Below are 22,670 nucleotides of genomic sequence, written 5' to 3'. Positions count from 1 at the left end.
TTTTGCCTGCATCACCAGTAACAATCCTCTGATATGTTGTTGTTGCTCATTATATTGTATACGATGCTAAAAGCGTTTTCAAGTTTTGCGCATAATATGTCGCTCGTTCACAAGATTGCCGCTACTGTTGTCGAAAATTGTCTTCTACTTCATGTGTAGAAAATGATATACTCGATATATTCATAAATAAGCTACGGAACAGGAGGTGAATCCCGTGGAGGATATTCAAGATTGGCTGCCTTATGTGCTGTCGATTATGCTCATCGTCGTGCTCACATGCTCGCTCATGTTGCGGTTGTATTGTGATGTGGCACGTTTTTGGCTGATTGGCAATCGCATCCAAGCGCATATCGTATTTCCGCTTATCGTTTCGATTACGAGTCATCCGGCACCGCTTCGTCTATCCCGAATGATACGCCGCAAAGAAGCGCCCGATGATGATGGCTCGGACTGCTGCTCTCCGTTGATGGCAACGAGTTCTATACATCAACGAGGAGGAACAATATGGACGTATTTAAGGGATTCACTGCAATTACAGCAAAAAGAGGTCGCATTTACGGGCTAATGCTCGTCATGCTATTGATGATGTTGCTTGCAGGCTGTGGTAACAATGTGACCGAAATTGATGCAGGCACACCAGGCTTTTTTAATCATTATGTCGTTTATCCGCTGTCTTACAGCATGCAGCATATTGCCGGTTGGTTCGGTGGCAGTTACGGGATGGCGATCATTGTGCTAACGCTGATCGTGCGGGTTGCGCTATTGCCGTTAATGATGCGACAGTCCAAATCACAGCAGGCGATGAAACGAATTATGAGCCGCATGCAGCCTGAACTCGATGAGCTGAAAAAACGATACGAAAACAAAAAAGAACGCGCAGATCAGCAGAACATGCAGCAGGAAATGATGGAGCTGTACAAAAAGCATAAGTTTAACCCGCTCAATATCGGCTGCCTGCCGATTGTAATTCAGTTGCCGATTTTGTCGGGCATGTATACGGCAATTCGGTTGACGCCAGAGCTGTCTACGCACTCGTTTCTCTGGTTCAAGCTCGGCCATCCGGACTGGATCATGGCGATTATCGTTGCTTTATTGTACCTTGTACAGGCAAAGTTATCGCAAAAAACGATGACACCAGAGCAGCAAAAGCAAATGGCGCTGATGGCGTATATTTCGCCGTTGATGATGGCGTTTTTCTCGTTTAGCGCACCGGCAGCGATGCCGCTGTACTGGATGGTCAGCGGCATATTCCTTATTTTGCAAACGCTGCTGTTCCAGCGCATGTATCCGGTAGATTCCGCTCCTGTAGTGGAGGAAGCCAAGGCGATTGAGGCGGAAGTGTTGGCGACGGTGGAAGCGGATGCTGCCCAAAATACGCCAAAACAACCGTCTAAGTCATCCAAAAAGCGTAAGTCGAATCCGACTGCATCTGTCAAGCCACTCCGTTCAGATAAGGCGTAAATGGTGAACGTGTAAGTGTAGGATGACAGTTGCAAGCTATAAAATGTTTTATCCTTTTTAAGCCGCCTTGATTCCATATGGAGCAGGGCGGCTTTTGCTATGTTTTGCTGGATCAATCTGTATTGGAGTGCCACAACTAACGTTAGCTATACAGCCGACGCGTATCATAACATACACACATCGACCGACAATATTTTGTAACACGTAAGCGTTATCAATGTATCGCTCGTATATGGCTGATGCGCAAAATCTGTTAAGCTATATATACATATGCATAAGGACAGCCAATAGAGAGCAATGATGAGACAGGATGGAAGGGACATGAGGCAATGAAGTTTATGAAAATAATGATCCAAATCGCGCTATTATATGCATTTGCGTGGCTAGGCGGAGCGATTCAGCAATGGCTGCATTTGTCGATTCCCGGCAGCATTATCGGGCTACTGTTGCTGTTTGTGCTGCTAGTCTGTCGGATCGTGCCGGTTACATGGATTGAAACGGGCAGTAAGACGATTTTGTTTTATTTGCCGTTATTTTTCGTGCCGGCGACGGTTGGTGTTATGAATCATCTTGATCTGTTTGCAGGCAAAGGGTTGCTGCTCGTAGCGGTCATTATTGCGAGTACGATCATTACGATTATCGTAGCTGGTCATATCAGTCAGTCGCTGGCAAAATGGAGCGAGCGCGGTCAGCAGAGCGGTCATCGCCGTGGACAGCACGCGTGGACAGAAGCAGAAACGCAGCAACAGACAACTGGGGCGGGTAATACGCACAGCAGTGCTAATCCGATCGAACAGACCGATTCAGACGATAGCAAAGTGAGCGAGACGAAAGGTAAAGTGAGCGTGACGAATGCGCCAACCGCAATGCCTTCACAAACATCGTCCACCTCGCACACCCATCACAACAGCACATCCACATTATACGGAAAGAAGGGAACATAGCTATGACGATCCTATTAGCAATCGTGATCGTGGTAGGTACGGTATTCATGTATGCGCTGATGGCGATTTTGTATAAGCGTTATCGGCTACCTGTTCTAATGCCTGCATTAACAGCGACAGCGGCAATTGTAATTGTATTGCTCGCACTGCATATTCCGTATTCGACGTATATGATCGGCGGACAATGGATCAATCAATTGCTCGGCCCGGCGGTCGTTGCGCTCGCTTATCCGCTGTACAAACAGCGTCAGCAGTTACTCGCCAACTGGCTACCGATCGTGGGCGGTTCGCTCGCTGGTGTGTTTGCCGGTATGCTAAGCGGGATGTTGCTGGCGCTTATGCTTGGGTTTAGCCGTCCGTTTATTTTGTCAGTCGTACCCAAATCGGTCACCACACCGGTAGCGATTCAGATCGTCAATCATCTCGGCGGCGACTCCTCGCTGACTTCGGTATTTGTAATGATTGCAGGCTTTACCGGTGCTGTTGTAGGCTTATCAGTACTCAAATGGTTCCGCATTCACCATGTAATCGGCAGCGGCATCGCACTGGGCAGCGCCAGCCATGCACTCGGAACGGCAAAAGCGCTAGAAATCGGTGAACGCGCGTCATCGCTTAGCTCGATCGCGATGACGATTAGTGCGATTGTAGCATCGGTCATTGCGCCGCTAGTTGTGTGGCTGGTGTTTCATTAATTATCGATTGAAGGTGCTAAGCTGTGTTCAGCTTAACTATGAAATGAGATACGCATACGATCAATTAAAGTGAGACCGAATAATAGGCTGTCCTAAGTGGAAACCAAGTTTGAACGTAAATGAGCGTATTTAAGATCAAGCGATAATTCGATCAACACATTATCATTTATTTGAAATAAGCTAAGCGTGTCTTCACCATTTATAACGACATACAGGCGAATTCAAAATAAATATTTAAAGTAGTCAAAGTAATAGCCTTCGGCGCCGTCCCATGTGGGAGACGATGCCAAAGGCTATTAGGTATGGGGAAGTAAGCTTTTTGGATGACATTAAACTCCATATTTAGCTCGGTCAGCCTATTAGTAGCTTGCATCAAATACATTTACGGTTTGTCGATCTAACCATTGCTTGATGATGAATCGGTTAAGGTACGTTTAAACACAATTTCCATTTGAGACAGACCATTAGTACGCTGTCTCAAATAAAATCAGGTTCGCACCTACCTAAACGTGTTCATTGTCAAGCAATTATGAACTAGGCATACCGTTAATTTATTGGAGACAAGCTATTAGTACCTTGACTGCTTTCAATATTTGCTTTGAATCCATTTTATGTCCTTATTTGTAGCAGTACTCTGACCAAGTTCAATGTTAATTTGGACTGTGTACTGAAATCGTGATCAATACGACCTTAAAATAGCTTCAACACTCCAATTCATCTCGGTCAAAGTACTAGCTTCATCTACACGGATCAACCGAGCGCCACATCCAGCACCATCATCACCGTAAACCCGATCATCAGACTCATCGAAGCTAAATCTTTATTCCCATTTTCCTGCGAACCGGGAATAACTTCCTCTGCCACGACAAAAATCATCGCACCAGCGGCAAAACAAAGCGCATATGGCAACAGCGGCGTAACGAGCGTTACGGTAAGTACACCGATGACCGCTGCAATCGGCTCTACCATACCGGATAATTGACCATAGAAAAACGCTTTACGCCGGCTCATCCCTTCCCCGCGCAGTGGCATCGATACGGCAAGCCCTTCTGGAAAGTTCTGAATCCCGATGCCAATTGCTAGCGCAATGGCAGCAGCTAATGATTGACCTGATGTACCGTTGGCGACGGCACCAAAAGCGACGCCAACTGCCAGCCCTTCCGGTATATTATGTAATGTAATCGCAAATACGAGCAATGTGCTGCGTCGTCTGTTGCGTGTGCCCATCCCTTCCGGTGCATGACCATCGGTAGTTGGATGCAGTGTAGGATGGAGGTGAGGAATGACTTTATCCGCGCCCCACAAAAATAACCCACCGAGCATAAAACCGATTGCCGCTGGAATCCAGCCAGGTAACGTACTGTTTTGCTCCGCCATTTCCAGCGCCGGCGCGATCAGCGACCAGAAACTGGCAGCAATCATCACACCACCGGCAAAGCCAAGCATACTGTCAAACACTTTTTGATTAAGCTTTTTCGAGGTGAAGACGAGTGCAGCACCGAGCGCTGTCATGCCCCATGTGAACAAAGTAGCTAGAAAAGCTTGCCACATCGGTGGCATACCGGTAAGGAATTCGACCATATGTACGTTCACACTCCTGTCATTGAACTAAAAGCGATTGTTAAAGAACGGATAAGTCTGAGCTTGGTGATAGGGCTCTCATTTGGGATGAAGTTAGTAGAAGTTGTCATCCGATAGATGGGGGCATACTGTATCTTCTGTTGCGTGCGTTTAGTTTGCAGCTTAGTTTCTTTTATAATCGCACGCATCTTCGCATGCGGTTGCTTGCTACATAACGTTTGCATTTTAAACATTAGCAAATAAATATGTAAAATAAAACCTCCATACCCATTACACTGCATATTGTCATCTGAAAACATTGTGTATTGCTGAGACGAAAATTTAAATAGACTATAGGTGTTAAGCTTTATCAGATGATTCATTTGTAAGTTCGATCCATTTTATTTCTGTTGTCAGTGGCACGTCGATTCAATTTACTCTGCTGCTGAAGCCAACTGTGCAAATAACGCTCCGCCTACATATTGAATCCACGCTTCAGTTCGGCTACAATACATCCAATAACGATTCCAATGAATAGATGAGGTGGGAATATGTTGCATCTGAATCAAGCGGAAACGATTGAACGTTGTACAACTGTGCGTGGAGAATTGAAGTTGCAGCGCCGTCATAACGATTATGAAATTATTAGTAATGGTACTTTTCTGATGGCTACATACAATGGCGAATCCGAGCGCTTGCTCGTCGATACGCCTGTCGACGCGTGCGGCAAACAACATTGCAGCGTATTGATCGGTGGGCTCGGAGTCGGTTATTCGCTTGGTGCCGCTGTGCGCCATCCGCTCGTTGCGGCAGTTACCGTGATTGAGATTGAGGAGCGCATCATCGCCTGGAATCGTCGGGAGCTCGCTCCATTTTCCGGCAATGCGCTTGCCGATCCCAAAACGAACATCATTCATGCCGATCTGCTGGAATGGCTACCGCAGACGACGGCAATGTTTGATGTGATCTGTCTGGATATCGATAATGGCCCAGACTGGACGGTATTTACTTCAAATGATAGACTGTATGAGTGTAATGGGCTGGAACTGTTACATGACCGTTTGTATGAGGGTGGAATCGTCTCGTTTTGGAGTGCTGCCCCTTCAATGGAGTTTCAGGCGCGATTAGAAACTGTATTTGATCATGTACAGATGATCGGCGTAAAGCAGCCGGATCGGCTTGCAGATGATGTGATTTATGTTGCTTCGCGGAGATAAGGTGGAGCTACAAAAGAGTATTTCTTTTCTGGATTATAGCGCGAACCGCCCAAGCTTATATCCAATCCTTGGGAGGTTCGTGCCCTGCGCCTAGTAAGGGGGCGGGGGTTTTTGTTGTTTTTGAGTGTATTTTGAATAGGCTAGAAGGGAAATTTGTGCTTCAGATTCATTTTTTGTTAATGCGCAACGGTTGAGAGGGGATACAGTCACTCCCTGTGCGGGAGTGTGGATTGAAATCTTTCTGGTCACTTGGTAGCCACTATAGTTCAAGATAAGTATAAAATTATGTAATTAGTAGCGTACTCATCCTAACCATTAGGAGTTTAATACATTTTGATCGGATATAAGTAATTCAAAACAATACATAGTTACTCTCCATAAGCTAGCTATAGTTAAGTTAATTTACATTGGGCTTATTCATACATTTATTATAATTTCTCTCAACGAAATAGCTGCCTATTCACCCAATCACACTTGCCATCCTTATCAACAACTCCTATAATAAACACATGAACAATTGCTCATATATTAAAATGAAAATAAAAAAACCTATACAAAGGAGCTGATCCTATGCCATCTAATACCCAAAATACAACCTACTCTAATGAGCCATCCTCCAACACCAGTCCAACTCCATCCTCCACATCGACGCATGATCATGAGCATTTCCATGATCACGACCACTCCCATGACCATCCTCACCAGCACACTGGCAAAAGCGCCCACAAACATAGTCACGGTCATGGCGGGCACAATCATTCTCACGCCCATACTAGTAACAAAAAATCACTCACTATCGCCTTTTTCCTTATCGCCAGCTTTATGGTCGTGGAAGTTATCGGTGGATTTGTAACGAACAGTCTTGCTTTATTGTCCGATGCTGGGCATATGCTTAGTGATACGGCGGCGCTGGGGCTTAGTTTGCTAGCGATGATTTGGGGACAACGGCAGGCGAGCACTAGCAAAACGTATGGGTATAAACGCTTTGAAGTGCTAGCTGCGTTTATTAACGGAATTGCGTTGGCGGTAATCTCGCTTTATATTTTCTGGGAAGCCTTTCAGCGGTTTGGCAATCCGCCGGGTGTTGCTAGTACAGGTATGCTAATTATTGCGGTCATCGGGCTGCTCGTTAATATTGCTGCTGCGTATGTGCTAATGCGAGGGGAAGGGTCTTCTGACAATCTGAATATGCGCAGCGCTTTGCTGCATGTGATGGGCGATATGCTTGGTTCGGTCGGCGCGATTGCGGCGGCTTTGCTCATTATGGCGTTTGGTTGGAATTTGGCTGATCCGATTGCTAGTGTGATCGTAGCAGTGCTTGTGCTCTTTAGCGCTTATCGAGTGACACGGGATTCGATTCATATTTTGATGGAAGGTACACCGGTAAATATCGATACGACGCAAATGACGTCTGATTTGAAAAAGATCAAGCATGTACTTGGCGTGCATGATTTGCATGTATGGTCACTCACATCCGAGTTACCACTGCTTAGCTGTCATCTGCGCATCGACAATATGGCACAAGGAACAGCGGTGTTGCAGGCAGCACGTACATTATTGCAAGCACAGTATCGTATCGGTCATGTCACGATTCAACTGGAAACAGCGGATATCGCCTGCACGACCAATCAACATTAACCGGATTGTAGAGCAATATAGTAATTTGACCAATATTAATTTGAATGTTGAAGTTGGCTCAAGCTTTTAGTTATAAAGATGTAAGTGCTCAATTAAAATCAATAGTTAACTTGTTCAATCTAATGCATAGAGTGTAGATAGAAGACATGTGCAACCGCAATATGTACAACTAAGCTGGCTGTATAACAGCAATTTGCCCGTTTAGGCAACTATACTCTACCTAATCTGATAAAAGCTCCAAAGCATGGATAACCACGCTTTGGAGCTTTGTTGTTGTTAAAACCTATCCATGTATGCAACAGACGAGACTTCTTAACTATGATTCAAATGCTGATACGTCTGCTTGAAAATTTCTTCTACATGATAATCATCGAGCGAGTAAAAGACCGTTTTGCCTACTTTACGTGGTTTTACGATCCGCATATTGCGCAAATACCGCAGTTGGTGTGAGACAGCAGATTGGGTCATATCTAGCACTTCGCATATATCATGCACACATAGCTCTTGCTGGAGCAGGGCGTAAATCAGTCGCACACGTGTCGGATCACCGAGTGCCTTAAACATTTCAGCCATCGATAAAGCCGTATCATTGCTAACTAGCTCCTGCTTCATACGAGCAAGTGCCTGCTGTGAAGCTTCATTGGCATTCAGGCAATGTCCACATTGTTCAATTAAAGCTTCTTGCTTCACGAAAATCACCTTCCTCGTGTAACGTCATAATTTGATTATACCAAAAATCGTTGTGATTACGAATAGCGGATTTATTCAGTGCTATAACTGGCGAAAACAGCGATGTAATAGCACGTTGAAACACCTTAACACGATGGGAACGCTAGAGATTATGTTACGACTATCTAGTGTCCAGTTAGTTTATAGTATGCCTATTTTACGATCGCTTTATTCTGAAGACAATCTACTACATTAACCGTGGTACATATTCATGTTGATGATGTGCTGACATTGCTATAGTGCAACATTTAAATTTATGTTTGTTAACGTAATACTAGGTGGTGTCTTCCAACTGTTCTACGTATCATTTATTGTTCACAAAGGGTAGAAATAAGACCCTGTACAGCTTAGTCTGACGCAATTTACCCGTATCGAACGATCTGTAAAGTCGTTTGAAGACACGCCCTAGTACCTTGACCGAGATTAATCTTAGTTTTACACTCTTTCTATACGATCCAATAGGAGGGGTTATTCATGAACAAAAAATATAGAGTTGAACTCCAAGAACAGGAACGTCAACACATTCAGCAGCTGCTTCATCGCAAGGGAACGGCTCAAGGTATCCGAAATCGCGGGCTCATTTTGTTGTGGATGGACGAAAGCCAAGGAATCGTTCCCAAACAAGCGGAAGTCGCTCAGCGAATCGGAGTCAGCGAAGTGACGGTTTATTCTACCGTGAAACAATATAGCACGTCCGGCTTAGAAGCCACGTTAACGTACCGAAAGCGCGAACGTCCGGGTCATCCGGCGATCCTGACGGGCGAACAAGAAGCGCGAATCATCGCTTTAGCTTGTTCGGAACCGCCCGAAGGCTATGCGCGCTGGACGGTACGCTTACTCACGCACCGAACGATTGAACTTCGCATCGTCGACCAAATCGGACGTGAAACCATTCGAACCTGTTTAAAAAAACACAACTTCGACCTCACGTGAAAAAGCAGTGGTGCATCCCGCCGAAAGCCAATGCTGAATTTGTCGCGCGGATGGAAGACATTTTGGAGACGTATGCCCGCCCGTATGATCCGGATTGTCCGCTGATTTGTATGGATGAGCAACCGGTTCAACTTTGCGCGCACACGCGTCCCCCTCAACCGATGAAATCAGGAAACGTCCAAAAAGAAGATTACGAATACGAACGCAAAGGAAGTTGCAGCCTCTTTATGTTCACGGAGCCGTTAGCTGGATGGCGTCTGGTGACCGCGAGTGCGCGACGAACCAAAATCGATTGGGCGCATCAAATTCGAGACTTACTGGAGATTCACTATCCCCAAGCCCCACGGATTTGTTTGGTCATGGACAACCTCAATACGCATACGATTTCATCGCTCTATGAAGCGTTCTCGCCCGACATTGCCCTTGCTTTAGCCCAGCGTTTAGAGATTCATTACACCCCAAAACATGGGAGTTGGCTCAACATCGCTGAAATTGAACTCAGTGCACTTACCATTCAGTGCTTACATCGTCGCATCGATTCGATGGAGCGGTTACAACAGGAAGTGACGACGTGGGCTCGCGAGCGCAACCACCAGGTCAAGGGAGTGGAATGGCACTTTACGAACAAGCAAGCCCGAGGGAAACTCAAACACCTCTATCCTAAAATTTAATTTGGTCAAGGTACTAGTAGACTTTCACTTGAGATAGCATACTACTGTATCGACCGGGATTAATTTAAGTTTTGAAGCTAGTTTAAGGTCTTATTAACTAACAATGTCAGTACACAATCAAAATTGAAATTTAACTTTGTCAGCGTACTGCTCTAGCTGCTATAGCGATGTTATCGTGTTACTCCATTTGTGTTAGCACAGTTAAGCGATCCAGCAGCACAACAAAATTTTTGACCGACTGTATCATTTATTGATACATAAGTATATTCTTATATTAAACTGTGACGATACGCTGCTGACCATGTACAATCAAAGCATATCAGCTGATCGCTACTGCACGGTGTTCCTTATTATTAGTAGGACATCGCCCTGGAGCAGCAGCAAAGCTGATGATTGATCCTGCTCCGGTTTTAGGAGAGCAAATAGGAGGAAACATGATGAAAACGGAAGTGGGCGTTTCGGCGTTGCATCATATAGAAGAAGTGGCAGAGCAAATGAAGTTGCTTGGAGACAAAAATCGGCTTATGATGCTAGCGTTATTACAGGAACGAGAATGGTGTGTATGCGAATTTGTGGAAATTTTTGATATTTCGCAGCCAGGGATTAGTCAGCATATGCGCAAGCTCAAATCACACCGGATTGTGAAGGAAGAACGGCGCGGACAATGGGTATATTATTCGCTTAATATCGACGATAAGCCGCATATTCAAGCGGTATTGCGCCATTTACCCGGTCGTGAGGAACTGCTGCGCAATTACGATAAAATCGTTAGCTGCGACTGTGGCGAACCTTCGCTTTCGGTCCAATAATATTCATTTTCATCTGTGACGCTGATGACGTACGGTATGACTGTTCATACCGCTTGTACGCTTTATAATAAACGCTTACCCGTCATCTCTACATCCGATACTATACACAACATAGCTGTAGATTACTCCATTTATGCACAATATGATCCATTGATGTATAGTAGGATTAGTTTGCACGATCAATTTGATCAGCAGAGTGATATTGCTTCTGACGGATTGATGGATAGCACTCGTTTCGGATAGCTGATCGATTATACTGATTAGTATATCGATTGATATACCGCCTAGTTTTCGCCTATTTTAATCGATATTTTGTACAAATAATAGCTGATTGCTTGCTATAATGTAAAATCGATAATAATTTACGTCTTGCTGATTCAAGCGTATGCATTTAGGATGTAAATAATAGCATAGCGTGCTCTATATGCCGTCTTGTGTAAACGAATAGACGCATATTGTGCAGCTATGCTTTATGCTGTAGACAGGCTGTACTAGAAAGACAGATAGAATGCGATCACCTCTGCTTACTTTGACCAAGCTAACTATAAAGTTTGATATGGCATAGCAAAGACGAGCGTATGCTGCGATACAGTGGTATATTTTATAAGTTAAAATAAATCAGACTTTCAATTGGAGTTGGTCAAAGCTACTGGTAAATTGCCTCACTGTAATAGCGGGTTTGGGCGCTCTTAAACATATTCATTAGAAGCTACAACATAAACTTCAAATGAGATGCTTATACCTACAATTAGAGTAAGACAATGCACTATCTATTTTTGACAGACGATCGTCTACAGCATGCTTGGCAATAGGAGTTTGAAAGCAATAGGTCGTTCTTTTGCTTGCTGGCTGCATTACTGTTCACTATTGGATCGTATACAGATGACCACTGGCAAAATGGATAACAGATGATCTGGAGGATGTTGACGTGGTAATGACTGTACTTGCAATTGTAATTTTTGTGTTGACGCTGACGCTAGTAATCTGGCAACCGCGTCATTTGTCGATCGGCTGGTCGGCGTGCGGCGGTGCTGCCGTAGCGCTATTGACTGGTGTGGTCGGCTGGCAAGATGTGATCGATGTAACCCACATCGTCTGGAATGCTACGCTTGCTTTTGTGGCGATTATTATTATTTCGCTTGTGCTAGATCGGATCGGTTTTTTTGAATGGGCGGCTTTGCATATGGCACGTCTGTCACATGGGAATGGAGTGCGGATGTTTATTTACATTTCTGTGCTCGGTGCGGTCGTATCGGCGCTGTTTGCTAATGATGGCGCTGCGCTTATTTTGACGCCGATCGTGCTGGCGATGGTACGAGCGCTTAATTTGGAGGAAAAGTATGTGTTCCCGTTTATTATTGCGGGCGGATTTATCGCGGATACGACTTCATTGCCGCTGACGGTGAGCAATCTGGTTAATATCGTCTCGGCGGATTATTTTGGAGTTACGTTTATGCAGTATGCGAGTCGCATGTTTGTACCGAATTTGTTTGCGCTTGCGGCGAGTATTGGCGTGCTGTATGTATATTTTCGCAAAAGCATTCCACGCACCTTCGACGAGAGTCAATTGAAACCGCCTGTTGCGGCAATTCGCGATCCGAAGCTGTTCCGCCTGTCGTGGTGGGTGCTTGGCTTGTTGCTATTCGGCTATTTTGTGAGTGAATTTTTGAAAATTCCGGTATCGGTCGTCGCAGGCGCGATTGCGATTTTCTTCCTTATTATGGCGAATCGCAGTACGGTCGTACAGGCGCGTGAAGTGATCCGTAATGCGCCGTGGGCGATTGTCTTTTTCTCAATCGGCATGTATGTCGTTGTGTACGGCTTGCGTAATGCAGGACTAACGGCTATTCTCGCCAATTGGATTCAAGCGTTTTCGGCACACGGATTGTTAGCGACAACGATGGGTATGGGCTTCTTGACCGCCATTTTATCATCGGTGATGAACAATTTGCCAACAGTGCTTATCGGGGCGCTTTCGATTCATTCCTCTGGTGCACAAGGTATAATTCAGGAAGGTCTGATTTATGCTAATGTGATCGGTTCTGATCTCGGGCCGAAAATTACGCCGATCGGCTCGCTCGCCACATTGTTATGGCTGCATGTGCTCGGCAATAAAGGCATTCGCATTTCATGGGGCACGTATTTCCGCATCGGCTTGATTTTGACGATTCCGACGCTGTTTTTTACGCTGTTGGGGCTGTATGTATGGCTGCTTATCGTCGGGTAAGTCGTAGGGCGTTAAATATGGATAAACATAAGGCGGCTAATGTACGAAGCGCTGCTAAAATGATGATTGTCGGGATAATAACATAGGATCGAACGCACTAATCGCGATTTGGTCTAGTCAAGCATGTTTAAGTCATATAGCGATTGACTTGTAGTGAACTAGCAGTTGACCCGCATTGTTTATGTTTGTACACTTCTTGAATTCATGTAGCACTATAACTCCGGCTTATGCTCCTACAGAGTAAGCCGGAGTTTTTGGTTGCTGACTAATAACGATGATTGGCAGCCCAGCGCACGTAAGTAATCAAGTGAACTTGTAATCGATCCTATTTTGACAACGGTTATAAATCGGACTATACTGGGTATAATATATGAACAATTACTCATGTGTTTGTTTAAATGATTATGATTACGATCAATCAGCATCCTGCTTCACTATGTTATCGCAACTATACATGCAGATGCTTATCACTCACGCTTACAATCGATCACTTCGACTACTGACGAGCAAAGGGAGGGCTACATATGGGACACGCAGCCGCATTAAGTAAACGCGAATTAACACTCGATGGACTACATTGTGCAAATTGTGCGATGAAAATTGAAAAAGGAGTCGGCAAAATTAAAGGCGTCTCTGCATGTTCGGTCAACTTTGTCAGCAAAACGTTAACATTAGAAGCCGAGTCAACAGAGGCGGAACATATTGCTGGCGAAGCGCTGCGAACGGTAAAGCGGATCGAGCCGCATATCCGTGTTCGGATAAAGCCAGTAGCGGGAACAACGCCAATAGCAAGTCATACCGCTACTGAACTGCCCGCAAGCGAGCGCTCCACTACACATATAGCTAGGAATGCAGCTTCAATGACGTCATCTACTGCAAATAGCGCCTATTCATCGGCACAAGCAAAGTTAAATACACATGTAGGACAGACGCAGGCGGACGATGGAGGCACATACGAATATGGCGAAACTAACAACGATGAACATCGTGAACATGGACATCAGCATGATGATGCCGAAGGGCATGAGCATGCCGGACATACGCATCATCATGATGGAGGACAGCAGCGCAAGCTGCTAATCCGTTTGCTTAGCGGTAGTGCACTGATGGCAGCAGGTTTGTTATTACCGCTGTCTCCGGCGCTGGAATTGACCGTATTTCTCGCCGCTTATGTGATCGCTGGTGGCGATATCGTCTGGCAGGCGCTACGTAATATTGCACGCGGACAAGTGTTTGACGAATACTTCCTCATGTCGGTGGCGACGATTGGTGCGTTTGCGATCGGGCAATACCCGGAAGGGGTAGCGGTTATGTTATTTTATCAGCTAGGCGAAATGTTTCAAGGCGCAGCGGTGGAGCGTTCACGTCGCTCGATTGCCGAACTGATGAATATTCGCCCCGATTATGCCAATTTGCAAACATCGCAAGGCATTCGTCAAGTCTCCCCTGAACACGTTCGGATTGGCGATCAAATCGTAATTCGCCCGGGCGAGAAGGTGCCATTGGATGGTATTGTAATTGCAGGAAGCTCGATGCTAGACACGTCGGCATTGACCGGTGAATCGGTGCCACGCGAAGCGAAACAAGGCAGCGAAGTACTAGCTGGATTTGTAAATAAAAACGGTGTACTGACGTTGCAAGTGGAGCGTTTGTTTAGCGAATCGTCGGTAGCCAAAATTTTGGAACTCGTACAAAATGCGAGCAGCAAAAAGGCGCAGACGGAAAAGTTTATTACCCGGTTCGCTCGCTATTACACACCAGCAGTTGTCATCATCGCCGCTTTGTTAGCTATCGTACCGCCGTTGCTAGTTAGTGGAGCGACATTTAGTGATTGGGTATACCGTGCCCTTGTATTTTTGGTCATTTCCTGTCCGTGTGCGCTAGTCGTATCGATTCCGCTCGGCTTTTTTGGCGGCATCGGCGCTGCGTCGAAAAACGGTATTCTCATCAAAGGCAGCAACTATTTGGAAGCATTGAATCATGTCAAATACGTTGTGTTTGACAAAACCGGTACGCTAACTAAAGGCACGTTTGCCGTCACCGCTATTCATCCGACTGCTGGCTATACGGAACAAAAGCTGCTGGAAATGGCTGCTCATACCGAGCTGCATTCCAGTCATCCGATTGCAGAGTCCATTCGTAACGCTTATGCGGGCGAGCTGAACGAAGCGCGTGTGCAGCAGTATAGCGAAGCGGCAGGGTATGGGATTGAGGCGACATTGGATGGACAGCATATATTGGCAGGCAATTATCGTTTGCTAGAGCGGGCAGGGATTGAAGCGGCACTGGAATCGTTAGGCGGAACGGTTGTATATTTGGCAGTTGACGGACAGTTTGCCGGAACGATCGTCATTGCTGATGAAATTAAACACGATGCTGCCGCAGCGATTCGTCAGTTAAAACAGCAAGGCGTACATCGCATCGTGATGCTGACAGGAGATACACGGCAGACGGCAGAGCAGGTAGCAGGGCAGCTTGGTGTGGACGAGATTCATGCGGAGTTGTTACCACAGGACAAAGTGATGCAGTTGGAATGTCTGGCTGAGCTGCGAGCGCGCGGAGAGAAAATTATTTTTGTCGGTGACGGTATTAACGATACACCTGTGCTGGCGCAGGCGGATATCGGTGTAGCGATGGGTGGACTTGGCTCGGATGCGGCAATCGAAGCAGCCGATGTAGTCATTATGAATGATGAATTGTCCCGTCTGCCGATTGCGATCGAGATTGCTCGTCGTACCCGTCGGATCGTATGGCAAAATATTATGTTTGCACTCGGCATTAAAGCGGTATTTTTACTGCTCGGTGCCTTTGGCATTGCGACGATGTGGGAAGCGGTGTTCTCCGACGTTGGCGTTACATTGCTCGCTGTACTGAATGCGATGCGTGTGTTGCGTTTGGACAGTTCGCGGCTGCGCAAACGATCATCCGGATTAGACCATAACAGCACATCGATAGCCTAACTGAAATTTTAGCGTGTACGATCCGTCATTTTCGCTTTAAAAAGCTTTTGCATGCTTGATAGTTGCAAAAGCTTTTTTGGCATATCGTGTTCGTCTAACAACAGAATTGTAAAGAAATTGAAATTATAAACTGCTACTTGATTACATGCAGAACTATTTTATTGTATACTGTGATAGTACTTGCGACGGGATCGTAAACTTGGTTTTAACAAATACAGTAAATAAGTAGCCCATAAGAGCTATGAATGAGGGCTTTATTTTTACATTTTCAATACATATGCAGTTTATTTTAAAATGAATACGATATGTTAAATAGTTCTTTTTAACCATAAATATACATTTTTTCTATTCGCTTATTAGGTCTTTTGTGTTATTATTGGTATAACATATTTACTGGCTTATATAAGTAATAACAGACAAATTGCGTCGGCAATAAATATAAACGGCAGTGCAATGTAAACGTGTTAGAAATATAGCGTTCGGTTCCGTACGTTGATATTGATAAGCATGTTATCAATAGGGGGAGTAGGTCGATGAAGCTGCAAAACTATATTTTTGCCAATCAGTATTTGGATGTGCAAGATGATGAAGGCAATATGTTTGTCGGTCGTGTCGATACATTTGATGAACAAGTTATTACGCTGGCGAATATTACGCGGCTTGATAGGATGACATCCGCGGAGGAAAGAATACCGCTGAGCAAAATGTTGAACAAAGAAGCATATGCTGTTTTTGTCGGCAATGACAAGATGAAGTATCAGTTTAGAACGGTCGTTACGCGTGCGGACACAGAGCAGTTTCAGATTCATTTGCAAAGTCCGGAAGTAGACGATATTATCAAAATCCAAAACCGTGATTATTTGCGGATTAGCAGCTCGCTTCGCTGTGATCTCAATGCAGTAGAGACAGAAGAACAATTACAACTGCAAATTTATACGCATGATATTAGCGGTGGCGGATTGTCTTTTTACAGTCGTCAGCCTATCCAAAATAATAAATATGTGGGCACACTCTACTTGTACAAAGGTAATAACGAACTGCTGCTGCCGTTCAAAGCCGATCTAGTGTATATGAATCAGGTAGATGACGATCGTTACAAGATCGCGTTAAAATACAGTGATATCAAAGAACAGCATCGCAATCATATCATTCGCTACGCCCTTCAGGAGCAAGTTCGCTTCCGTCGATAATTTGCTGATGTTTAAATGTTATAATAATCGGCACATTAGTATGCTGCGCTATACCAATAATTTTAATTATAATGATGCCTTAATCCTGTCGTATGTTACCGTGCGACAGGATTTTTTTTGCCTTAAAATAATGGCGTAAATGCGTAAAGTTGCGAAAACGATACAGGACTGTTAGTCTTAAATAGGTCTTAAGCACATAAATACGTAAATAGTACCTATAACCGGAATCGAACGATTTACGACGGAATTTGACAAATGTACTCGAAATGTTTTAAGGTGATAAAGGTTACAAAATATTAATAAGTGTTTCATTTTTGCTCAAGTTATATACCGACCATATAAAATGAATCTTATTTTGTTAATAACGACGTTCTAGACATGACATTATTTTGCAGCGGGTGGTCACATACGGGATTGGGCAATACATAGCCATGTCAGTACCTGGACTCTCTGGAATCAACTCCGCAAGCACCGAAGGGAGAAGTATTTTTTTGAAGAAAACGATATTGTCTCTGCTGGCTGCGGCTGTCATTTGTACAGCACAACCAACCGGCGCATCGGCCAGCACCGCCTCATTTAAAAGTGAAATTAAGTCTCAAGCTGCCAGAGTCATCGGCACACCGTACGTAATGGGCGGTACAAGTACGAGAGGCTTTGACTGCTCTGGTTTTACCCGATACGTATACAAAAAAATGCATAAAACATTGCCGCGTACAGCGCGTCAGCAAGCGCATGTTGGCATGCCTGTATATAAAGGAAATTTGTCGATTGGCGATTTGGTCTTTTTTAATACGTTGGGTTATGGTATTTCGCATGTTGGTATTTATATCGGTAATAACCATTTTATTCATGCTGGCAGTAGTACAGGCGTAACGATCAGCAGCCTGTCCGACTCCTATTTTGCCAAACGTTATGTGACCGCAAGACGGGTAGTAAAATGAAACAGTATAGCGGCGACATGCATCTGTGCTTGATCGTATACGTGTAAGCTATTTTGCAATGCAATAAGCTTAAATGAGTGGATATGAATAATAAAGCCGGAATGAGCGGCTGAAGGAGCAGTATCGATCCTGTTGAATACTATCGATTTAACATCATAAAAGCGTGCACACCTCTACTAGAGAGCGACTGCACGCTTTATTTCGTTTGCTTTGTTGTTCCAGTACGTTGCTTAAATAAATAAATTATGACCCGCACGATCCGCCTGTCCGAGATAGTAGCCAACACCGGCGATTTTGATGCCGTCGATTAGTTCCTCATGCTTGATGCCCATCACATCCATCGACATTTGGCAGGCGACCATTTCGACGCCTTGTTCGGCTGCACTACGCATTAAATCTTCCAATGAAGCGATATTTTGACTGCCCATAATGCCGCGAATGAGCTTTGGTCCGATGCCGAGCATATTCATTTTCGATAAACCAAGTCGCTGGCTACCACGCGGCATCATCATGCCAAACATGCGGCTAATGATATTTTTGGGTATTGGTAACGGTTCATGTTTACGCAAAATATTCAAACCCCAGAAAGTGAAAAACATCGTCACTTTGCGTCCGCTGGCGGCAGCACCGTTTGCGATAATAAACGAAGCGATCGCTTTGTCCAGATCACCGCTAAACACGACCATCGTACTGGCAGGTTCTGCTGGTGATCGATGAGCTGCGCTAGTAGCGGTTGGCGACTTGGCGTTTTTGGCGAGTGTCGCTGCGATCGTGCCACTTTTGCCGCGTTCTAATTGCAGCAGTGAATGACCGGACATCTGTGACCATGCTTTTACATCTTCATAAAAGCCGGGATCAGAGGCGAGCACACGCAGCGTTTGTCCATCGGCAATGCTGTCGATTTTCTGCTTCACTTGAATGAGTGGGCCAGGGCAGCTTAAGCCGCATACGTTGAGCTCGTGGCTGATGCTTGTAGCAAGCGGTGACGTAGCCGTTACTGGTTGTGTCGTATTCATCGTGGTCATGAAATCTTTTGACGGCGTAATGTCAGTAGCTACCGCGAAAATATCGTCCGGTTTAAACTGTGCCTGTTTGTATGTTTTATATCCACCACTTAAATTTTTCACCCGATAACCGTGCTGGCTTAACAGACGGGCAGCTGTATAACCGCGTAGACCGACCTGGCAATAAACGAGCAGTTCTTTGCTTTGATCCAGCTCATGTAGGCGCTGACGCAGCTCATCAACTGGAATCGATTGTGAGCCGGGAATATGCCCGTTGCTATGCTCTAAGCTGCTGCGTACGTCGAGCAATTGTTGTCGCTCGGCATCATAATCGGCAAGTTGATCATAAGTGAATACGTCGCTGCGTCCGCTAAGGATATTTTCAGCGGCATAGCCGGCGATGTTGACCGGGTCTTTGGCGGATGAATACGGTGGAGCATAGCTTAGTTCTAGCTCGCTCAAATCGGTTATTGTACCGCCTAGCCGGATCGCCACGGCAATATCATCGATCCGCTTGTCTACGCCTTCATAACCGACCGCCTGTGCGCCCAAAATGCGACCGTCTATTGCAAATAGCAGCTTCAGCATCATTGAGCTTGCCCCCGGATAATAACTGGCATGAGAACTTGGATGCACGATAACCGATTGATAGTCGATGTGATGACGTTGTAGCGTTTTCTCATTGCTGCCAGTGGAAGCGCCTGTAAGACCAAACACTTTAATGATCGCTGTTCCTTGTGAACCCTTATAGGTGGAATGGATACCGGCGATTTGATCAGCAGCGATACGACCTTGCTTGTTAGCAGGCCCAGCAAGCGGGATCGCAGCAGGCATATCAAGCACTAAATCACGGGTCAGCACCGCATCGCCCACTGCATAAATATGCGGTACATTCGTCTGCATCGCTTCATTAACGATAATATGACCACGTGCGCCAAGCGCAATACCAGTATGCTGTAAAAAGGCGGTATCCGGTGTCACGCCAATCGCAACGATAACGATATCCGCTTCCAGCACTTTATCATCTGTAAGCTGTACGCCGATGCCATGCGGCGGCGATGTAAAGCCTTGCACACGCTCTGAAAAGACAATGTTGACGCCATTATGCTGCATTTCTTCCGCCAATGCCGCAGCCAGTTCCGGATCGAATGGAGCGAGTAGCTGTGAATTGCCTTCAATGAGTGTCACAGCAAGACCGGCTGCACGTAAATTTTCCGCCATCTCCACACCGATAAATCCATCGCCTACTACGATTGCAGTGCCGCCAGCAATCCGTTGTACCTGTTGTTTGACACGATCAATATCGGTCACATTCCGCACCGTATACAGCAGCGGATGATCACAACCAGGAACTGCTGGAACGATCGGACGCGCGCCAGGTGACAACAGCAGCTCATCATACGATTCGGTATATTGTCCGTGTTCACGATGATTGGCGGTGATAGTGCGTGCTGTCGGATCGATCGCTATAACTTCGCTTTCGGTACGCACATCGATCCGGAAGCGATCCTTCATTGCTTGTGGCGTTTGTACGAGCAGCCGTTCACGCTCTGTAATCGCTCCACCGATATAATACGGCAATCCGCAATTGGCAAACGAGATATGCTGCCCTTTTTCAAACATAATAATTTCTGCGTGTTCATCGAGACGACGCAGACGAGCAGCGGCAGACGCGCCGCCTGCCACACCACCGACAATAATAACCTTTTTACTCATGCTCACCATCTTCCTCTCCCAGTAAAATAGTCACGATATGGGCGATCCGCTCGTTCGCCAAAATATAGTTAACTTCCAGACCGTTGCGTTCAGTAGTTACAATGCCTGCACTGCGTAGCTTTTGCAAATGTTGAGATACGGTCGATTGCGGCATACCGAGACAATCTTGCATAAATGACACATTGCATTTTGGTTTGCGCATTAGCCCACGGACGATGCACAAGCGAACCGGATGTGATAACGCTTTGAGCAAATTGGCAGGCTCATCGTATTGCTTCATATCTTTGAGATCAAATCGTTCTGCTTCCAACTGCAATCATTCCTCTCTACATCCTAATATCGTAATATTACGATATTAGGATTCAATCGTCAACTGGTTTGTATTAACCCAGCTAACACTCACTGGTTGCATTTTCCAGTCAATCTGCTATACTGAAAATATCTTAAATAGATAATTGTTTAATTTGAGATATTTACCAAGCAGTTGCCACAGGCTCGCTGCGAAGGAGGAATAATTATAATGATGATCAAAAGTTTAACCCGAATTAACGAACTCGCCAAAAAACAACGTGAGCAGGGCCTGACCGATATTGAAAAAGAAGAACAACATGTGCTTCGTCAAGAATATTTGCGCGAAATTCGCGGACAGGTGCTCCATACCTTTTCCCGTCTGACCGTTGTGGACGCTGAAGGCAATGATGTTACTCCTGAAAAGCTGAAACTCGATAAAGAGAATGGCTTTTTGATCGAATAGATTGAATGGAATCGAATAGAGCTTACAGGCAAACACCGCGATTGCTGTGAACGGTACGTTTTGGATGTATAGTCGTCATCTTATTGGTGAACGGGTATACATTTGCAAGTACCGTTTGCATAGCAGTGGCGGTGTTTTTATTCGTTGTACAGTCGGATGATGAACGCATAGTACGCCGACCGCTTGAACTATACAATTTGACGTTGCATAGGTTTCAACTATAAATAAGGAGAGATCGAATAAGGAGAGATTGTGGATGTAAAGATAATAGTGAAAGCGGTCCATGCAATCGGCGATCATTTAAAAATAGACAGCAACGGATGTGATGGAGTGTCTATACGAAGCGAAATATACCAATCGAAGTTTTCTATACAATGTTATAGAAAACTTTGATTAGTCACGATCCATGTCTAGTGTTAAATTATAATCATATAAAATAGATTGAAATAGTCGGAATAAGGAGTGTACAATATGACCGAAATATACCGTCTAGCTGTACCGGACGATGCACCTGACGTGCAGCGCATTACACATGCCGCTTATGTAACGATTCGTGAACTGCAATTGCAGTGGCCTGCTGCGCATGCCGATGTGGAGCAAATTCGCGCTAATATTATAGCCAACAAATGCTATGTGCTTGAGCACAATGGACAGATCGTAGCGACCGTAACGTTAGCTGACCCGCAGCGGCTAAAGCTGCTGGCAGAGCAGATGGATTTGCCGTTTGTGATGTGGTTTGCGGTTGACCCGGAGCGGCAAGGAAGCGGCTGGGGACGCAAGTTGCTACACTGGGTAGAGCAAGAGATTATCAACAAGGAGCTGGGCGCGCCTGCGGTGACGCTTGCTACAGCTGAGAAGCATCCGTGGTTGCTACCGATGTATGAGCGCTGGGGCTATGAACGACTGCTTGCTTTTGATGCCGGCAAAGGAGATGGCGTTATGCACTTATTGCGCAAAATCGTCAATCCAGAGCGGTTTGCGCTGTATGAGGAGCTAAAACAAGCTGCATCATCGAATGCTGATGTGCCTGCCGAATTGGCGCAAGCGGCATCTGGTGGTAGTCGGTCTGTACAACGGCAATTGTTATCGTTTCGACGGTTCTGAATAACTGTTCGTTGTGAGCGTGCAGTAGATTCCAAATAAATAGTAAATGCGGTCAAGCTATTCGTACGTTTGTGTACCGAGCAGCTTACGAGTAGCAATCATCCGATCCGAAGGAGAAGT

At 45.4% G+C, this 22,670-nt stretch carries 19 protein-coding genes; 15 read left to right on the top strand and 4 right to left on the bottom strand.

Translation table 11 applies throughout. The features are described from left to right. Positions 1-214: 214 nt before the first annotated feature. The 4 genes from U1I11_RS10915 to U1I11_RS10900 all read left to right on the top strand — a co-directional run bounded on the left by U1I11_RS10915 (position 215) and on the right by U1I11_RS10900 (position 3,097). Positions 215-565 carry a hypothetical protein gene (locus U1I11_RS10915; RefSeq protein WP_322906135.1) on the top strand — a complete coding sequence of 117 codons (351 nt, stop codon included), beginning with the start codon at positions 215-217 and terminating at the stop codon, positions 563-565. Beyond that, on the top strand, positions 505-1,461 hold the full coding sequence (gene yidC / locus U1I11_RS10910; protein ID WP_322906134.1) for a membrane protein insertase YidC: 957 nt from the start codon (positions 505-507) through the stop codon (positions 1,459-1,461). Before U1I11_RS10915 ends, yidC begins: the two co-directional genes overlap by 61 nt. Positions 1,462-1,799: 338 nt before the next feature. After that, a complete protein-coding gene (locus U1I11_RS10905; protein ID WP_322906133.1) occupies positions 1,800-2,405 on the top strand; it encodes a CidA/LrgA family protein in 606 nt (201 codons plus the stop codon). A 2-nt stretch (positions 2,406-2,407) separates the two neighbouring features. Continuing rightward, on the top strand, positions 2,408-3,097 hold the full coding sequence (locus U1I11_RS10900) for an LrgB family protein (RefSeq protein ID WP_322906132.1): 690 nt from the start codon (positions 2,408-2,410) through the stop codon (positions 3,095-3,097). A 750-nt stretch (positions 3,098-3,847) separates the two neighbouring features. On the opposite strand, the gene U1I11_RS10895 is transcribed toward U1I11_RS10900, so the two are convergent. Continuing rightward, a complete protein-coding gene (locus U1I11_RS10895) occupies positions 3,848-4,678 on the bottom strand; it encodes a ZIP family metal transporter (protein ID WP_322906131.1) in 831 nt (276 codons plus the stop codon). Positions 4,679-5,208: 530 nt separating this feature from the next. Between U1I11_RS10895 and U1I11_RS10890 the strand changes: the two genes are divergently transcribed. Next, positions 5,209-5,874 (top strand): spermidine synthase, encoded by a 666-nt coding sequence (locus U1I11_RS10890; protein ID WP_322906130.1) that lies wholly within the window; start codon positions 5,209-5,211, stop codon positions 5,872-5,874. 570 nt (positions 5,875-6,444) lie between these two features. Continuing rightward, on the top strand, positions 6,445-7,512 hold the full coding sequence (locus tag U1I11_RS10885; protein WP_322906129.1) for a cation diffusion facilitator family transporter: 1,068 nt from the start codon (positions 6,445-6,447) through the stop codon (positions 7,510-7,512). Between the two features lie 312 nt (positions 7,513-7,824). Here U1I11_RS10885 and U1I11_RS10880 read toward each other — a convergent pair whose 3' ends face one another. Beyond that, positions 7,825-8,202, bottom strand: a complete 378-nt coding sequence (locus U1I11_RS10880) for an ArsR/SmtB family transcription factor (RefSeq protein WP_322906128.1) — start codon at positions 8,200-8,202, stop codon at positions 7,825-7,827. A gap of 513 nt (positions 8,203-8,715) precedes the next feature. Between U1I11_RS10880 and U1I11_RS10875 the strand changes: the two genes are divergently transcribed. From U1I11_RS10875 to U1I11_RS10845, 7 genes are all read left to right on the top strand, one after another. Further along, positions 8,716-9,174 (top strand): helix-turn-helix domain-containing protein, encoded by a 459-nt coding sequence (locus tag U1I11_RS10875; RefSeq protein ID WP_322906127.1) that lies wholly within the window; start codon positions 8,716-8,718, stop codon positions 9,172-9,174. Further along, complete coding sequence (locus tag U1I11_RS10870; RefSeq protein WP_322906126.1) at positions 9,171-9,845, top strand: IS630 family transposase; 675 nt, start codon at positions 9,171-9,173, stop codon at positions 9,843-9,845. Before U1I11_RS10875 ends, U1I11_RS10870 begins: the two co-directional genes overlap by 4 nt. 437 nt (positions 9,846-10,282) lie before the next feature. Then, complete coding sequence (locus U1I11_RS10865) at positions 10,283-10,654, top strand: ArsR/SmtB family transcription factor (protein WP_322906204.1); 372 nt, start codon at positions 10,283-10,285, stop codon at positions 10,652-10,654. A 928-nt stretch (positions 10,655-11,582) separates the two neighbouring features. Continuing rightward, the gene (locus U1I11_RS10860) at positions 11,583-12,881 is read left to right on the top strand and encodes an arsenic transporter (protein WP_322906125.1); all 1,299 of its coding nucleotides are present in this window, start codon (positions 11,583-11,585) and stop codon (positions 12,879-12,881) included. A 524-nt stretch (positions 12,882-13,405) separates the two neighbouring features. Next, a complete protein-coding gene (locus U1I11_RS10855; RefSeq protein WP_322906124.1) occupies positions 13,406-15,841 on the top strand; it encodes a heavy metal translocating P-type ATPase in 2,436 nt (811 codons plus the stop codon). Between the two features lie 533 nt (positions 15,842-16,374). Beyond that, positions 16,375-17,031 (top strand): PilZ domain-containing protein, encoded by a 657-nt coding sequence (locus U1I11_RS10850; protein WP_322906123.1) that lies wholly within the window; start codon positions 16,375-16,377, stop codon positions 17,029-17,031. A 491-nt stretch (positions 17,032-17,522) separates the two neighbouring features. Next, positions 17,523-17,972, top strand: a complete 450-nt coding sequence (locus U1I11_RS10845) for a C40 family peptidase (protein ID WP_322906122.1) — start codon at positions 17,523-17,525, stop codon at positions 17,970-17,972. Between the two features lie 230 nt (positions 17,973-18,202). Here the strand turns inward: U1I11_RS10845 and U1I11_RS10840 are convergent, their stop codons facing one another. Together U1I11_RS10840 and U1I11_RS10835 are read right to left on the bottom strand one after the other, a co-directional pair. Beyond that, positions 18,203-20,692: an FAD-dependent oxidoreductase gene (locus U1I11_RS10840; protein WP_322906121.1), complete on the bottom strand. Its 2,490-nt coding sequence runs from the start codon at positions 20,690-20,692 to the stop codon at positions 18,203-18,205. Beyond that, the gene (locus tag U1I11_RS10835; RefSeq protein WP_322906203.1) at positions 20,685-20,972 is read right to left on the bottom strand and encodes an ArsR/SmtB family transcription factor; all 288 of its coding nucleotides are present in this window, start codon (positions 20,970-20,972) and stop codon (positions 20,685-20,687) included. The genes U1I11_RS10840 and U1I11_RS10835 overlap by 8 nt, the downstream gene beginning before the upstream one ends. Positions 20,973-21,215: 243 nt before the next feature. On the opposite strand from U1I11_RS10835, the gene U1I11_RS10830 reads away from it, so the two are divergent. Together U1I11_RS10830 and U1I11_RS10825 are read left to right on the top strand one after the other, a co-directional pair. Beyond that, positions 21,216-21,446 (top strand): DUF896 domain-containing protein, encoded by a 231-nt coding sequence (locus U1I11_RS10830; protein WP_322906202.1) that lies wholly within the window; start codon positions 21,216-21,218, stop codon positions 21,444-21,446. Between the two features lie 471 nt (positions 21,447-21,917). Beyond that, the gene (locus tag U1I11_RS10825) at positions 21,918-22,550 is read left to right on the top strand and encodes a GNAT family N-acetyltransferase (protein WP_322906120.1); all 633 of its coding nucleotides are present in this window, start codon (positions 21,918-21,920) and stop codon (positions 22,548-22,550) included. Positions 22,551-22,670 lie beyond the last annotated feature (120 nt).

The sequence above is a fragment of the Paenibacillus campi genome (assembly GCF_034659835.1).
GTDB classification, from domain to species: domain Bacteria; phylum Bacillota; class Bacilli; order Paenibacillales; family Paenibacillaceae; genus Saccharibacillus; species Saccharibacillus campi.
The sequence above is the reverse complement of the archived record's forward strand: the minus strand, read 5'-3'. Positions and strand labels throughout refer to the sequence as shown.